Annotated in this window: 14 protein-coding genes; 2 read left to right on the plus strand and 12 right to left on the minus strand. The window is 65.1% G+C overall.

Features of this window, described 5'->3' with window-relative positions:
- Positions 1-26: 26 nt before the first annotated feature.
- The 3 genes from GGD65_RS23935 to GGD65_RS23945 are packed head-to-tail and all read right to left on the minus strand — an operon-like array spanning position 27 to position 1397.
- Entirely contained in the window at positions 27-575 is a 549-nt protein-coding gene (locus tag GGD65_RS23935) for a Twin-arginine translocation pathway signal (protein ID WP_092255219.1), read from the minus strand.
- A 39-nt stretch (positions 576-614) separates the two neighbouring features.
- Positions 615-1010 carry a VOC family protein gene (locus GGD65_RS23940; protein WP_092255216.1) on the minus strand — a complete coding sequence of 132 codons (396 nt, stop codon included), beginning with the start codon at positions 1008-1010 and terminating at the stop codon, positions 615-617.
- The gene (locus tag GGD65_RS23945; RefSeq protein WP_092255213.1) at positions 1011-1397 is read right to left on the minus strand and encodes a c-type cytochrome; all 387 of its coding nucleotides are present in this window, start codon (positions 1395-1397) and stop codon (positions 1011-1013) included. It abuts the gene before it with no gap.
- A 301-nt stretch (positions 1398-1698) separates the two neighbouring features.
- Between GGD65_RS23945 and GGD65_RS23950 the strand changes: the two genes are divergently transcribed.
- Positions 1699-2007, plus strand: a complete 309-nt coding sequence (locus GGD65_RS23950) for a hypothetical protein (RefSeq protein WP_026202641.1) — start codon at positions 1699-1701, stop codon at positions 2005-2007.
- Positions 2008-2068: 61 nt separating this feature from the next.
- On the opposite strand, the gene arfB is transcribed toward GGD65_RS23950, so the two are convergent.
- The 7 genes from arfB to GGD65_RS23985 all read right to left on the minus strand — a co-directional run bounded on the left by arfB (position 2069) and on the right by GGD65_RS23985 (position 11061).
- Positions 2069-2485 carry an alternative ribosome rescue aminoacyl-tRNA hydrolase ArfB gene (gene arfB, locus GGD65_RS23955; RefSeq protein WP_018321949.1) on the minus strand — a complete coding sequence of 139 codons (417 nt, stop codon included), beginning with the start codon at positions 2483-2485 and terminating at the stop codon, positions 2069-2071.
- Positions 2486-2602: 117 nt separating this feature from the next.
- Complete coding sequence (locus GGD65_RS23960; RefSeq protein ID WP_183236804.1) at positions 2603-3970, minus strand: pitrilysin family protein; 1368 nt, start codon at positions 3968-3970, stop codon at positions 2603-2605.
- On the minus strand, positions 3967-5358 hold the full coding sequence (locus tag GGD65_RS23965; RefSeq protein WP_183236937.1) for a pitrilysin family protein: 1392 nt from the start codon (positions 5356-5358) through the stop codon (positions 3967-3969). Before GGD65_RS23965 ends, GGD65_RS23960 begins: the two co-directional genes overlap by 4 nt.
- A 194-nt stretch (positions 5359-5552) precedes the next feature.
- Positions 5553-6278, minus strand: a complete 726-nt coding sequence (locus GGD65_RS23970; protein ID WP_018318365.1) for a hypothetical protein — start codon at positions 6276-6278, stop codon at positions 5553-5555.
- A 95-nt stretch (positions 6279-6373) separates the two neighbouring features.
- Positions 6374-6868 (minus strand): signal peptidase II, encoded by a 495-nt coding sequence (gene lspA, locus GGD65_RS23975; RefSeq protein ID WP_018318364.1) that lies wholly within the window; start codon positions 6866-6868, stop codon positions 6374-6376.
- Between the two features lie 10 nt (positions 6869-6878).
- Positions 6879-9887, minus strand: a complete 3009-nt coding sequence (gene ileS / locus GGD65_RS23980; RefSeq protein ID WP_183236805.1) for an isoleucine--tRNA ligase — start codon at positions 9885-9887, stop codon at positions 6879-6881.
- A gap of 202 nt (positions 9888-10089) precedes the next feature.
- The gene (locus tag GGD65_RS23985) at positions 10090-11061 is read right to left on the minus strand and encodes a bifunctional riboflavin kinase/FAD synthetase (RefSeq protein ID WP_183236806.1); all 972 of its coding nucleotides are present in this window, start codon (positions 11059-11061) and stop codon (positions 10090-10092) included.
- A 231-nt stretch (positions 11062-11292) separates the two neighbouring features.
- On the opposite strand from GGD65_RS23985, the gene GGD65_RS23990 reads away from it, so the two are divergent.
- A complete protein-coding gene (locus GGD65_RS23990; RefSeq protein ID WP_008567674.1) occupies positions 11293-11688 on the plus strand; it encodes a response regulator in 396 nt (131 codons plus the stop codon).
- Positions 11689-11897: 209 nt separating this feature from the next.
- Here the strand turns inward: GGD65_RS23990 and GGD65_RS23995 are convergent, their stop codons facing one another.
- Both GGD65_RS23995 and GGD65_RS24000 read right to left on the minus strand, forming a co-directional pair.
- The gene (locus GGD65_RS23995) at positions 11898-12752 is read right to left on the minus strand and encodes a TIGR01459 family HAD-type hydrolase (RefSeq protein ID WP_028140142.1); all 855 of its coding nucleotides are present in this window, start codon (positions 12750-12752) and stop codon (positions 11898-11900) included.
- Positions 12753-12767: 15 nt separating this feature from the next.
- Positions 12768-14249: an EAL domain-containing protein gene (locus GGD65_RS24000; RefSeq protein ID WP_183236807.1), complete on the minus strand. Its 1482-nt coding sequence runs from the start codon at positions 14247-14249 to the stop codon at positions 12768-12770.
- Positions 14250-14261 lie beyond the last annotated feature (12 nt).

Consider the following 14261-nt stretch of genomic DNA (forward strand, 5'->3'; position numbering starts at 1 on the left):
GTTCTCCTGAACCGTTGGGGTGGGTCTCAAGCCTTCGGCAGCCAGTCGATGTCGGCGAAGCCACGGTTGATGTAGCCGCCGTGCTCGGCGGAGGAGCCCTCGTAGCCGAACCGCGGCCAGACCTCTTTCTGGTTGTAGAGCGAGACGATGAGGTCGCCGCGCACCTTCTGGAAGAAGTCGCTTCCCTCGATCTCCTTCAAGAGCACCACACGGTCGGCTTCCCATGGCACTTCGACATAGGGCACCTTGTGGCGATCCCGCGCATTCTGATCGAGCCGCGTGATGCCGTCGCTGATCAGCGACTTGACGGCGGGATCCTTCGCCGCCTTGCCGTCCCACGGCTTGACCGCGGTGATGTAATAGCTGTCGCCGAGCACGTCGTGCGGATAGATGTCGCGCGCGACTTTCAGCAGTGTCTTCATCGTCGCGGGCGAGAGTGCGCTGGCATCATCGGCCCACGCATCTTCGATGCTCACGGTGACGCTGGTCGCGACGGCTACGACCGGCACGGCGGTCGCCGCACCCTTGAGAAAGACGCGACGGCTGTGCTTGCTTCGACGATCGACTTCTCTCATGGCATTCCTCCGTGGATTTTTATGATTTGGACCTTTGTGTCAGCCGAACCGTCCGCCCCGCTGGATCACCTCGATCTTGTAGCCATCGGGATCGCTGACGAAGAAGAAGCGCGCCAGCGTCCTGCCGTCGTGCTTGAAATCGCGTAAGGGCCCCGGCGCGAGCTTCTCGCGCTCGAAGCGGGCATGCTCGGCCTCGAGATCCTCGACCACGACGGCGAGATGGCCGTAGCCGTCGCCGAGTTGGTACGGCGTCTTGCGATCGAAATTCACCGTCAGTTCGACCTCGAAAGGTGAGGAGGGGTGACGCAGATAGATCAGGGCAAAGTCCGCGAATTTCAGATGGTCTGCGACTTCGAGGCCGAAGGCACGCCGGTAGAAGTCGAGCGAGCGCGCCTCGTCGAGCACGCGGATCATGGAATGGACCGGCTTTGCCATTCAGTTCTGCCCCTTCAGGTAAGCGATGATGGCGGCGCGCGTCTCCGGCTTACCTTGCCGATAGGCCATGACGACACCGGGAATGACGGCTTGCGGATTGGTCAGCCAGGCGTCGAGCCGGGCTTCGTCCCAGGTGAAATCTGCGTTGGCGAGGCCTTGCGAATACCGAAAGCCTTCGACCTTGCCGGCGAGACGGCCCACGACCTTGAGCAGCGGCGGTCCCTGGCGCACCGGCTCCGACAGGTTCGTGGTGTGGCACGCCGCGCATTGTTGCTTGAAGAGTGTCGCACCGTCCGGCGGCTTTGCGGCCGGCAAAGGCATCTGTGCGTCGGCAACCCGCACCACCAGCACCATCGCGGTGCACAATCCCAGCACGAACGCGCGCATCGTCTAGAGCCGCCCATCGACATCAACCTGCGCAAACTCTAGGCGGCGTCAGATGGGCGGTGGTAGTAGCGGGCTGTTTCGCTGCGTGCGGAGATGCTCGTGATGCGCGGTGTTCCGCGCTGCCTTATATGCGGAGCACAATTCCGCGAAACCGCCGTCAAATCCCTAAACGATCACCACACCATGCGCATTGCATGACGATTGCGCCGCTTGAACTCTCGACGCGATGCAATGGCCCGGTGCAGATCAGCGGCGTGTGCGCCGCCGAGCCATTCGTCGCGAAAAAATCCAGGAGAAATGGATGAAGTTGGTGAAGACCTCGATGATCGCATGCGCTCTGTCGGCTCTCATTGCGACGCCCGTTCTCGCGCAAAGCGCGCCCCCCACCGCCAAACCGGGCGGCACCGTGCAGAGCAAACCCATGCAAGGCAGCACGATGGGCAGCGGCGACGAGGAGATGAATGCTCAGCCGGGCGCGGCGGGCGAGAAGACCGGCATGAAATCGACCAAAGGCACCAGGGGCACGGTCGGCACCACGGGTAGCGCTGCGCACAAGGGAACGGCCGACGATGCCACGACGGGCGGCGCAGCCCCTTCCAAGCGTTACTAGTCTCGCCGGTGAAACGGCAAAACTCCGGTCGCCCTGCGGCCGGAGTTTTTTGCCGCGCTAATTAGTCGTCGAAGCGCCCGCCGCGTCCGGCCTTGACGTCGCTGCGGCGCTTCTTGCCCTCGAGCCGGCGTTGCTTTGAGCCAAAAGTCGGCTTTGTCGCCCGCCGCGGCTTTGGCCGCACCATGGCTTCGCGCAGCATCTCCGTGAGGCGATCAATGGCATCCTGGCGGTTGCGCTCCTGGGTGCGGAAGCGCTGCGCCTGGATCACGATCACGCCGTCCTTGGTCATGCGCTGACCGGCGAGGCGGGCGAGCCGAATCGCTGCATCCTCCGGCAGGGTCAGCTTGCGCGCGTCAAAGCGCAACTGCGCCGAGGTCGCGACCTTGTTGACGTTCTGCCCGCCCGGGCCGGAGGCGCGGACAAAGCCGATCTCGATGTCGTCCTCGTCGATGACGAGATCGCGGGATATCCGCAGCATGATGGCACCATTCGTGATGTCCGGACATATCGCGGACGTCTGCGTTGGGCAATGGTGCTTGGTGGAAACGCAAATGGCCGGGCGAGCCCGGCCATTTCAGGACATCTGAGAGGGACGTCAGTTCGACTTCGTCGCCGGAGCCGCGGAGGGCTGCGCCGCGGCCTGCGGGGCGCGGCCGACGACGACGGTCAGGAGGCCCTGGCCCCAGAGGCGCTTGGCGGCGGCTTTGGCGTCGTCCAGCGTCACGGCGTCGACGATGGCGTTGCGCTTCTCGATATAGTCGATCGGCAGCTTGTCCTGCTGGTATTGCAGCAGCGCCTGGGCCAGCTTGGACGAGGTATCGAGCGCCAGCATCTGCGAGCCCTTGAGGTAGGACTTGGCCTCGTCGAGCTCCTTCTGCGTCGGGCCTTCCTCGGCGATCCGGCGCACTTCCTTTTCAATGGCATCGATGGTGTCGCCGGCGCGGTCGGCGCGCGTGCCGGTATTGCCGATGAACACCGCCGAATGCTCCATCCAGAGCAGCGCTTCATAGACCGAATAGGCCAGGCCGCGCTTCTCGCGCACCTCGCGATAGAGCCTGGAAGACAATCCGCCGCCGCCGAGGATGTGGTTGACGACATAGGCCGCCATGAAGTTGGGATCGCTACGCTTCACGCCCGGGCCGCCGAAGGTGATCACGGTCTGCGGCACGTCGAGCGTCACGAAGGCGCGCTGCGGCGGTTTTGCGGCCTCGACGTCGGGGACCGGCGTGAGGTTGGCCTTGGCGGGCAGGCTGCCGAAGGTGTGATCGAGCAGCTTGCCGAGGGTCGCCGGATCGACGTCGCCGACGACAGCGACCTTCAGCCCATCCTTGGCGAGGACCCGTCCGACATAGTCCTTCATGTCGGCGATCGTGATGGTCGGCACGCTGTCGAGGTTGCCGTTGCTCTGCCGGCTGTAGGGATGATCGCCGAAGGCGACCTCCAGGAACTTGCGGCTCGCCAGCGAGGTCGGATTGGTGGTCTCGCGGCGCAGGCCCGAGACGACCTGCGAGCGGATGCGCTCGACATCGGCGGGGTCGAAATGCGGCGAGGTCAGCGCGCTCCGCAAGAGGTCGAAGGCCTCGTCCTTGTTGTCGCGCAGCATGCGCAGGCTGCCGCGGAAAGTGTCGCGGGTGGCGCTGAAGGAGAGCTCGATGGCGCGGCGGTCGAGCCGCTCGTGGAAGGTCTTGGAGTCGAGATCGCCGGAGCCTTCGTCGAGGAGATCGCCGACCAGATTGGCGACGCCCGGCTTGTCCTTGGGATCCTGCGCCGAGCCGCCGGCAAAGGAATATTCCATGGCGATCAGCGGCACGGTTGCGTCCTGCACGAACCAGGCCTCGATACCACCCGGCGAGACCAGGTGCTGGATCTTTGCGGCCGCCTGCGACGGCGAGATGGCGGCGAGGGAAAGCGCAGCGCCCGTGACAAACGAGAAGGCAACGCGTCTAAGGAAAGGATAGGTCACGAACGCTTCTCCTCGCGCTTGGTGGCGGCAGTGTCCTTGATCAGATAGCCCGTCACCGAGCGCTTCTTCTCGAGCCATTTCTGCGCGACCGCACGGACCTGCTCGGCGGTGACCGCGCGGATGCGATCGGGCCAGCTCCTGATGTCCTCGATCGACAGGCCGGTGGTCAGCGCGCCGCCATACCAGCGTGCCAGCACCGCCTGGTTGTCCTGGGCGTAGATCGCTTCCGCGATGAGCTGGGTCTTGACCCGCTCCAGATCCTCGGCGCGGATCGGGTTCTGCGCGACATTGGCGATGACGCCGTCGACGGCCTGCTCGACCTCTGCGAAGCTGACGCCGGGTTTCGGTGAGGCAGAGATCGCGAACTGGGTCGGGTCGAGCGAGATGCTCGAATAGCTGGCATTGGCGGAGACTGCGAGCGGCTTGTCGACGACGAGGGCGCGGTAGAGATAGGAATTGCTGCCGCTGCCCATCAGCTGCGCCAGCACGTCGAGGGCCGCGCTCTCGCCGGCCGCGGCCGTGGTTGCCGAGGGCACCAGATAATAACGCCGCATGCTCGGCTGCTCGACGCGCGGGTCGGCCAGCGTGACGGTGCGCGGGGCGGCGGGCTCCGGCTCCTGCGGACGGACGCGCCGCGCCGGGATGGCTGATTGGGCCGGGATGGAGCCGAAATTGCGCTCGACCAACGGGCGGATGTCGGCGGCCTCGACGTCGCCGGCGATCACCAGGATCGCGTTGTTCGGCGCATAGAAGCGGCGGTAGAAGGCGAGCGCGTCCTCGCGGTCGAGCTTCTCGATCTCCTGGTGCCAGCCGATCACCGGACGGCCGTAGGGATGATTGAGATAGAGCGCGGCCATGATCTGCTCGTTCAGCCGCGCGTCCGGATTGTTGGCGACGCGCATATTGTATTCTTCGAGCACGACGTCACGCTCGGGCAGCACGTTCTCGTCCTTGAGGATGAGGCCGGTCATGCGGTCGGCCTCGAACTCCATCATGGTCGGCAGCTGCTCTTTCGGCACGCGCTGGTAATAGTTGGTGTAGTCGACCGAGGTCGAGGCGTTCTCGTTGCCGCCGACGCGAAGCACGGTCTGGGAGAATTCGCCGACGGGGTGCTTCGAGGTGCCCTTGAACATCAGGTGCTCGAGGAAGTGGGCGAGGCCGGACTTGCCCGGCGTCTCGTCGGCCGAGCCGACCTTGTACCAGATCATCTCGGTGACGACGGGCGTGCGGTGATCGGGGATCACCACGACCTGCATGCCGTTGCTGAGCGTGAAGCTGGCGGGCGGGGCCGATGTGACCGTGGTCTGGGCAAGGGCCGCGCCTGATGTCAGGACACTGGTCGAAAGCAGCGCGGCAAGGAGGCAGGCAGCCGATCGGTTTGCGGACATCATGATCCCTAGTGAAAGGCCGAGGTCCGGATGTCCGGCTCGGACGGCACGGCATGCTACACCGTGCGGCTGAGGCTTCGCGTCACGAAGCAGAGAACTCAACGCGATGGCAAGTTACTGATCAGCAATTTATGCGCCTCGGCCGGCGTACATGAATCGCCGGCGCGGGGTTTCGGGTCTGTGGAACAGGAACGCTATTGTTCCTTGTCCTTGCCGGACATGATGTCGAAATAGGTCCGTCGCGACTTGTCCGGCCCGGCGCCATAGGCGTAGTTCGGAGACGGCGTCTGATAGCCCGGCGGCGGCTCGACCAGCGACTGGCGCGGCGGCTCCTCGGTGAATTTCTTTTCTTCGGTGGCGTTGCCGCCCTTCATCATATTCCACAGGCCGCCGGAGAAGCCGAGTTCGGCGGGGCTGAGTGACGGATTGCCGTTGGTGCCCGGCTGGATCGGGTCATTGCTTGTCCGGGGGGCTGCGGCGACTTGGCCGGCCTTCATCTCGGCGGGCGTCAGCTGTCGGGCGGCCTGCCAGTTTTCCGTTTCCTTGGTTGCCTTCTTGCGCGCGGCGATGGCTTCCTTGCGGCGCTTCTCCTCGGGGTCCTTGGGCCAGTTCGGCGCAGCCTTGGCCTGGGTCGCGGGAGGCGGCAGGTCGAGCTTGGGCGGCACCACCAGCGGCGAGCGCTCGCGGTATTCGATGCCGGGCTTTTCCATGCTCTTGGCGCCGATGCCGGACATCAGATTGTCGATGATCTTCTCTTCGAAGGTCATCCCGTCATCTTCATCGTCGTCGTCACCGGCGCGCGCTGCGCCAGCCGACATGACGAGGCCGATGCCGAGCGCGACAGCGGACAATTTCAACGCCCGCCAAAGCCCCAATCGGGGGTCTCGAACCATCGAAATGCTGGTCTTCGAGCTGCGCATTACTGTACCTGTTCCATATTGTGTCAGATCGCCGCTCGCACGCGGCAAACCCTCGCAAAGGCCGGGTTCCACCTGCCGGTCCGTATCGGCCGGGATCAGGGCGCTTTTGCGGCGGGTACCCCCAGGAAGGAATCATACAATAGCCCCGCCACCCCAGCAACGATGGCCACGTCGGCGAGGTTAAACACATACCAATTATAGGTATTTCCGCCGATCTCGATGTGGAGCAGGGCGAAATCGACCACCGCGCCATAGGCGAGGCGGTCGATGCCGTTGCCGATGGCGCCGCCGATGATCAGGCCCAACGCGATCGTGGCCAGCCGGGTGTGCGAGCGGGCCATCCAGATCGCCAGCGCGACCACGGCGATGGCCTTGACGGCCATCAGCGCGAGCTGCGCCGCCTGGCCGTCGTTCTGCAGCCAGCCGAAGCTGATGCCGATGTTCCAGGCCAGCACCAGGTCGAAGAACGGCGTCACCTTGACCACGCCGCGACGGGCGAGGTCGAACCCGTTCAGCAGCCAGAGCTTTGAGGCCTGGTCGGCCACGAGGGTGACCAGGGCTGCGAGGATGCCGGCGCGGAGCGGGGTCATGGCCGCGGGATCAGACGCTCACGCCCAACGCCTTCCACTCGCGAAGCGCCTGTGCATCGCGCGGGGTGACGTCGGGATATTCAGCGTCTTCGCCGACCATTGGGGAGATCTTCCAGGAGCGGGCACATTTGGTGCCGACCGCCTTCTCCACCACGACCGCGACACCGGGGACGGCATCGAGCCGGAACGCATCGGCGGGCGCCTCGCCTTCGCGCACCTCGTAATTCGAGGTGATGCAGATTTCGGCGAGGTCGACGTCGAACAGCGTCATCAGCATGTCCCGGTCGGCGACGTAGATCACCGGCGAAGCCTCCAGCGAGGAGCCGATGTTCTTGGCGGCGCGTTCGAGCTCGAGCGCGCCGGTGACGACACGGCGGACGTTGCGGATCGCTTCCCATTTCGCGGCGAGCTTGTCGTCGCGCAAGCCTTCGAGATCGGTCGGGAACTGGGTCAGATGCACCGATGGCTCGGCATCGGGCCGGTACATGCGCCAGCCTTCCTCCGCGGTGAAGCTGAGGATCGGCGCCAGCCATTTCAGGACCGAGGCGCACAACAGGTCGATCGTCGTCAGCGCCGCCTTGCGCGTCGGCGACGACGGCGGATCGCAATACAGCGTGTCCTTGCGGATGTCGAAATAGAACGCCGAGAGCTCGCTGTTCAGGAAAGCGGACAGGATCGCGACCACGGTCTTGAAGTCGAACTCCTGATAGGCCTTGCTGATGGCGGCGGCGCGGATCGCGAGCTCGTGCAGCATCAGCCGCTCGAGCTCGGGCATCTCCGCAGGCGCCACTGCGTCGGCCGGCTTGTAATGATGCAGCGTGCCGAGCATCCAGCGCACGGTGTTGCGCAGCTTGCGGTAGGTCTCGACGGTGTTCTTCAGGATCTCGGGGCCGATGCGCTGGTCGTCGGTGTAGTCGCAGGACGCCACCCAGAGCCTCAAGATGTCGGCGCCGGATTCCTTGATGACGGCCTGCGGCTCGATGGTGTTGCCGAGCGACTTCGACATCTTGCGGCCGTCCTCGGCCTGGGTGAAGCCGTGGGTCAGCACGACGTCGTAGGGCGCGCGGCCGCGGGTGCCGCAGCTCTCCAGCAGCGAGGAGTGGAACCAGCCGCGATGCTGGTCCGAGCCTTCCAGATACATCACCGTGTCGGTGCCGCCGTCGACCTTGCGCTTGATGCCAGCGAGCCCGGGGAACTGCACGGGGTCTTCGAGCACGAAGGTGTGGGTCGAGCCGGAATCGAACCAGACGTCGAGAATATCGTCGACCTTTTGCCAGTCTTCATTGGCCCGTGCGCCCAGGAAGCGCTCGCGCGCGCCCTTCGCGTACCAGGCGTCCGCGCCTTCCTGCTCGAAGGCCTCGCCGATACGGTTGTTGACGGCCTCGTCCTGGAGGATCTCGGCGGAGCCGTCGCCCTTCTCGCGCACGAACACTGCGATCGGCACGCCCCAGGCGCGCTGGCGCGAGATCACCCAGTCGGGCCGCGCCTCGATCATGCCGTTGATGCGGTTCTCGCCTGACGGCGGCACCCATTGCGTCACCGAGATCGCGTGCAGCGCGCGGGCGCGCAGCGTGTCGCCGCTCTTGGTCTTGCCGCCCTGCGCCACGTCCTTGTCCATCGCGATGAACCATTGCGGCGTATTGCGGAAGATCACCGGCTTCTTGGAGCGCCAGGAGTGCGGATATTGGTGCTTGAGCCGGCCGCGCGCGAGCAGCATGCCCTTTTCGACGAGCGCCTTGATCACGGCCTCGTTGGCGTCGCCCTTCTCGCCCTTGTCGTTGATGACGCGCTTGCCGGCAAAGCCCGGCGCATGATCGGTGTAGGCGCCGTTCTCGTCGACGGTGTAGGGGATTGCCGTGGTGATGCCGCGCGCATCGAGCTCGCGCGCCTGCGCCATCCAGGCATCGAAGTCCTCGCGGCCATGGCCGGGCGCGGTGTGCACGAAGCCGGTGCCGGTGTCGTCGGTGACGTGGTCGCCGGGCAATAGCGGCACGATGAAGTCGTAGCCGCCGGCAAGACCCTTCAGCGGATGGGCGCATTCGATCGCGTCCATGGTGTCGCCGGGCACGTCGCGCACCTTCTCGAAGGCCGTCACGCGCGCCTGCTTGAAGACCTCTTCAGCGAGCGCGTCGGCGAGGATCAGGAGATCTCCGGTCCTGGCCCAATTGTCGGCGGGCGCGTCCGTCACCTTGTACAGGCCGTAGGCGATCTTCGGTGAGAACGAGATGGCGCGGTTGCCCGGCAACGTCCACGGCGTGGTGGTCCAGATCACGACGCTTGCGGTAGCGAGCGCACCGTGCGCGGGCGAGGTGACCGGGAATTTCACCCACACCGTATCGGAGGTGTAGTCCTCGTACTCGACCTCGGCTTCAGCGAGCGCGGTCTTCTCGACCACGCTCCACATCACCGGCTTGGAGCCGCGATAGAGCGTGCCGTTGGCCGCGAACTTCATCAGCTCGCGCGCGATCTGGGCTTCGGCCGGGAAGCTCATGGTGGCGTAGGGATGATCCCAATCGCCGATGACGCCGAGGCGCTTGAACTCCTCGCGTTGCACGCCGAGCCAATGCGTGGCGTAGGCACGGCACTCCCGGCGGAAATCGATCATCGCGGTGGAGTCGCGGAAGTCGGGCTTCTGCTTGCCCTTCTTGCGATAGTGCTCTTCCTCGACTTTCCATTCGATCGGCAGGCCGTGGCAGTCCCAGCCCGGCACGTAGTTGGAATCGAAGCCGAGCATCTGCTGGCTCTTGGTGACGAGATCCTTGAGGATCTTGTTCAGCGCGGTGCCGATATGGATGTTGCCGTTGGCATAGGGCGGGCCGTCATGCAGCACGAACTTGGCGCGACCTTGGGCAGCCTCGCGCAGTCTCTCGTAGAGGCCGATCTCGTACCAGCGCTTGAGGATCTCCGGCTCGCGCTGCGGCAGGCCGGCGCGCATCGGGAATTCGGTCTGCGGCAGGAACAGGGTCTTCGAATAGTCTTTGGCTTCAGACTTTGGGGATTTTTGCGGCTTTTCGGACATGAGGCTGACTGGCTCGGAAGGGCGCGGGAACGGATGGCGATGCGGAATCGCGGGGTGAAACGACAAAATCCCGGTCTTGCGCCGAGCCGAAGGCTCAGGCGGAAGCCGGGCCGCTAATCCCTATGATGCGCCGCGCAAACATGGGCCCTCCATAGCAGGGGGCCAAGGGAAGCGCAAAGGTTCGGGGAAGCCGGGTTCGGGCTCAATCGATGGTGCCGAGCCGCGGAAATGCGTCCGGGGCGGCGACCAGGATGGCGCGGGCACGGGCGGAATCGTCGTCCATCTGGCGGATCAGGGCCTGCAGACTGTCAAATTTCAGCTCCTCGCGGATGAAGCCGACGAAGGCGCAGTCCAGAGCCTGCCCGTAGAGGTCGCCCTTGAAGTCGAACAGGAAGATCTCGAGCAGCGGGGCACCGTTATCAAAGGTCGGGCGGCGGCCGAAGCTTGCCACCCCGTCCAGCCGCTCAGGCCCGCGGCCGACGCGCACCGCATAGATGCCGTGCTTCAGTCCGCAATTGGCGTCCAGGCGGATGTTGGCGGTGGGATAGCCGAGATCGCGGCCGCGCTTCTCGCCGTGGATGACCTCGCCGGTGACGAACCAGGGCGCGCCCAGCATGGTAGTGGCATCGCCGAGGAGGCCTTCGGCGAGCGCGATCCGGATGGCGCTGGAGGACACCGGCCGCTCGTCGATATCGACATGGGGCTGCACATCGACCTCGATGCCGAGGCGGGGCGCTTCGTTGACCAGAAGGCTCGGCGAGCCGACGCGTCCTTTGCCGAAATGGAAGTCATAGCCGACCGCGATCCCGCTGACGCCGAGCCGCCCGATCAGGTCATGGTGAATGAAGTCTTGCGCGCTGGTTCCGGCACGGGCTTTGTCGAAGGTCATGACCACGGCGCCGGCTAGCCCGGTGCCGGCCAGGAGCCGCAGCTTGGCCCGCTCGTCCGTCAGGCGGAATTGGGGGGTGTTGGGGCTGAAAAACCGCCGCGGATGCGGCTCGAAGGTCAATGCCAGCGCGGGGCGGCCCTGCGCCCGGCCCATTTCCAGGGCTGCGGCGATCACGGCGCGGTGGCCGAGATGAACCCCGTCGAAATTGCCCATGGCGACCACGGCACCCCTTGGAATCGCGGAGACCGGCGTGGTGTCGCGGATAATGGTAAAATGCGGAGCCATCAGGGGAATTCTCAAACCGGCAGGACCGGGCGGGACCGTGGCGCGACCGGCCGGATGAAGTCAAGCGGGAGGGAGGCGGCCGGATCGAACGCGATTTCAGTTCTTGGCGGGCGTCCCCAATTAACGCGCTGTTTAACGCCTTGGTGCTAGTCCTTGAGCGTGGAACTGCCGGGCTCCGGCTTGGGCAGGTCCGATCGTAATATTCCTTGGGTTTGCGTTGGGGGAGTCGAGATGGCGGTTGATTTGTCGATGCCGGTTCTGGTGGTGGACGACTACAGCACCATGATCCGTATCATCAGGAATCTGCTGAAGCAGCTTGGCTTCGAGAACATCGATGATGCCAGCGACGGTTCGGCAGCACTGAACAAGATGCGCGGCAAGAAGTACGGGCTCGTGATCTCCGACTGGAACATGGAGCCGATGACGGGTTACGACCTGCTGCGCGAAGTGCGCGCGGATCCGAACCTCGCCACCACGCCCTTCATCATGATCACCGCGGAATCCAAGACCGAGAACGTGATCGCGGCCAAGAAGGCCGGTGTGAACAACTACATCGTCAAGCCGTTCAACGCGGCGACGCTGAAGACCAAGATCGAGGCGGTCTTCCCGGACATGGCGAGCGCGTAAAGCGCCGCCTGATCCAAACACAGCTTTCTATGGAGATCGTCATGCCCGGGCTTGTCCCGGGCATCCACGTTCTTGGGCGTTGGAAGCAAGTCGTGGATGGCCGGGTCATAGGCGAGCGGAAGCGACGCCGTCCTTCGGACGGCTGTGCCCGGCCATGACGGTGTTGAGAGCTAAGCAATTGGTCTAAGCCGGCGTCAGTTCACGCCCAGTCACCACTTCAATTCGCGCATCAGCGCCTTCGGCGGGTGGCCGAACAATTCCATCACCGATGCCGGGTCGAGCTGGTCGAGGCCCTCGAACTCCTCGGCATGGATGCCGCGGGTGACGAACAGGCAGTCGATGCCGAATTCGCGCGCGCCGGTTAAGTCGGTGCGGACGGAATCGCCGATCGCCAGCACTTTTTTCCGGTCGATCGGATGGCCCTGGCGTTCGCCGGCGAGTGCCATGGCGCGCTCGTAGATCGGCCGGTGCGGCTTGCCGTAGAAGATCACTTCGCCGCCGAGCTCGCGATAGAGCTCCGCGATGGCGCCGGCGCAATAGATCAGCCGGTCGCCGCGCTCGACCACGATGTCGGGATTGGCGCAGACCAGCGTCAGCTTGCGCTCGCGCGCCTTCAGCATCATGCCGCGATAGTCTTCCGCCGTTTCGGTCTCGTCGTCATAGAGGCCGGTGCAGACGATGTAGTCGGCTTCCTCCAGCGGCGCGGTCTTCGCGTCGAGCCCGCGATAGATCGAGTTGTCGCGCTCGGGGCCGAGCCAGAACATCTTGCGGCCGGGATGCTCGGCGACATAGAGCCGGGTCAGGTCGCCGGACGACACGATCGCGTCATAGGTCTCGTCGGCGACGCCGAGCTTGCGCAACTGCCGCTGCACGCTATCGGCCGGGCGCGGTGCGTTGGTGATCAGGATCACCGTACCGCCGCGGCTGCGATAAGTGTGCAACGCCTCGCAGGCTTCCGGGAAGGATTCGAGGCCGTTATGGACCACGCCCCAGATGTCGCTGAGTACGACATCGACACCGCCCACGAGCTCGCGCAGGCTTTCGGCGAAATGCAGTGTGGTCATGATGCGCAGCGTCGATCAGATGCGGCGCGCGAGCGCCGCGTTGCCGGTGATGCGTTGTGCCGGAGGGGCTGACGTCGCGCCAGATGTCGCGCCTTGGCTGGGGGGAGCGGAGCCATTGGATCCCTGAATGTCCTGCGCCTGGTTCGGCGAGGCCCCGCCGGTAGCAGATGCCCCCTCAGGCCGCAATGGCCGGGGCGGCGCGAACAGGAAGCCCTGGCCGAACCGCACGTCATAGTCGAGCAGGTCCACGACCGCGCGCTCGCCTTCGATCCTTTCGGCGATCAGGTCGATGCCGAAGCGGCCGAGCAAGTCGGAGAGGTCGGAAGGATGGATGTCCGAGGCCGAGGCCTGCCGGGGGTCGAGCAGCAGGGTGGCCGGCACCTTGATGAAGCGCACCCCGCGGTCGGCCAGCTCGCGCGGCTCGATGCGCAAATCGGTGACATGGTCGATCGAGAAACGGAAGCCGCGCTGAGCGAGCGCCGCGAGATTCTCGGTCTCGGCCGGGCCGAGATTGCGGAAGGTCGATTGCTTGAACTCCAGCACCAGCGAGGGCGCCAGCGCCCGGTTGGCTTCGAGGAAGTCGAGGCATTGCGCGAAGGTGGTGGAATTGCCGAGCGTTGAGGCCGCGACGTTGCAGAACACGCCGACGTCCTTGTTGCGCACCATCAGGCGCCGCAGCACCTGCACACAGCGCAGCATCACCATGTTGTCGATGCGCCCGATCAGGCCGGACGCTTCAGCGATGCTGATGAACTCCTCGGCGGCGATCAGCTGGTCGCGCTCGTCACGAAGTCGCGTCACGGCTTCATAGAACCGCACCTTGCGTTGCGGCAGCGTCACCATCGGCTGCAGGAAGATGTCGATGCGGTTTTCGTCGATCGCGTTGCGCAGCGCCGCCAGCAACTGGGTCTGGTTGCGCCCGTTGACTGCCGGAACCGGATTGGCGGCCTGGGTCTGGATCGCCGGTGCTGGTCGTGACGGCGGTGCGGGCAGCGGCGGCGGGGCAGGCCGCTCCTCGAACGGCGTAATCAGGTCGATTGGCGCCTCCGGCTCCAGCCTGGCGATCGGAGCGGGAGCCGGCGCTGGCGCATTGCCAGCCAACAGATCCTCATGAGTCGATACGGTGGTGGCGAGCTGCCTGACCAATCCGCCGAGCTCGTTGATCTCGCCGACCACCGACTGGATGCGGTCGGAGTTGGTCGAATTGGACGAGGCGATACGTCCCTCGATCGCGGCCAGGCGGCGGCCGAACTCCGCCACCTGGCGGGCGAGGTCGGCGGTGCCGCGCGACAAATCGGCGATCTGGCCGCCGACATCGCTGCGGTCGCGCAGCCGCATCGACACCGCGTTGTAGAGGATCAGGAAGGTCAGCGCGGTCAGGGCAACGATCGCGGATTCGGTTCCGCTGATGCCGGCGACGGCGTAGAGCACAAGCCCGAGCGAGGCCGCGACCAGTACCATGCAGATGGCGATGAAGATCGTCGAAATGCGAATCATGCCGCGCGTTAC

This window comes from Bradyrhizobium sp. CIR18, from assembly GCF_014198295.1.
Taxonomy (GTDB): domain Bacteria; phylum Pseudomonadota; class Alphaproteobacteria; order Rhizobiales; family Xanthobacteraceae; genus Bradyrhizobium.

What these genes read in the sequence shown, in the direction of transcription:
- GGD65_RS23990 (WP_008567674.1), top strand. Translation starts at nt 11,293, where the DNA reads ATGGCGGTTGATTTGTCGATGCCGGTTCTGGTGGTGGACGACTACAGC.
- GGD65_RS23935 (WP_092255219.1), bottom strand. Translation starts at nt 575, where the DNA reads ATGAGAGAAGTCGATCGTCGAAGCAAGCACAGCCGTCGCGTCTTTCTC.
- GGD65_RS23995 (WP_028140142.1), bottom strand. Translation starts at nt 12,752, where the DNA reads ATGACCACACTGCATTTCGCCGAAAGCCTGCGCGAGCTCGTGGGCGGT.
- GGD65_RS24000 (WP_183236807.1), bottom strand. Translation starts at nt 14,249, where the DNA reads ATGATTCGCATTTCGACGATCTTCATCGCCATCTGCATGGTACTGGTC.
- GGD65_RS23950 (WP_026202641.1), top strand. Translation starts at nt 1,699, where the DNA reads ATGAAGTTGGTGAAGACCTCGATGATCGCATGCGCTCTGTCGGCTCTC.
- GGD65_RS23945 (WP_092255213.1), bottom strand. Translation starts at nt 1,397, where the DNA reads ATGCGCGCGTTCGTGCTGGGATTGTGCACCGCGATGGTGCTGGTGGTG.
- GGD65_RS23970 (WP_018318365.1), bottom strand. Translation starts at nt 6,278, where the DNA reads ATGCGCAGCTCGAAGACCAGCATTTCGATGGTTCGAGACCCCCGATTG.
- GGD65_RS23985 (WP_183236806.1), bottom strand. Translation starts at nt 11,061, where the DNA reads ATGGCTCCGCATTTTACCATTATCCGCGACACCACGCCGGTCTCCGCG.
- lspA (WP_018318364.1), bottom strand. Translation starts at nt 6,868, where the DNA reads ATGACCCCGCTCCGCGCCGGCATCCTCGCAGCCCTGGTCACCCTCGTG.
- ileS (WP_183236805.1), bottom strand. Translation starts at nt 9,887, where the DNA reads ATGTCCGAAAAGCCGCAAAAATCCCCAAAGTCTGAAGCCAAAGACTAT.
- arfB (WP_018321949.1), bottom strand. Translation starts at nt 2,485, where the DNA reads ATGCTGCGGATATCCCGCGATCTCGTCATCGACGAGGACGACATCGAG.
- GGD65_RS23965 (WP_183236937.1), bottom strand. Translation starts at nt 5,358, where the DNA reads ATGTCCGCAAACCGATCGGCTGCCTGCCTCCTTGCCGCGCTGCTTTCG.
- GGD65_RS23940 (WP_092255216.1), bottom strand. Translation starts at nt 1,010, where the DNA reads ATGGCAAAGCCGGTCCATTCCATGATCCGCGTGCTCGACGAGGCGCGC.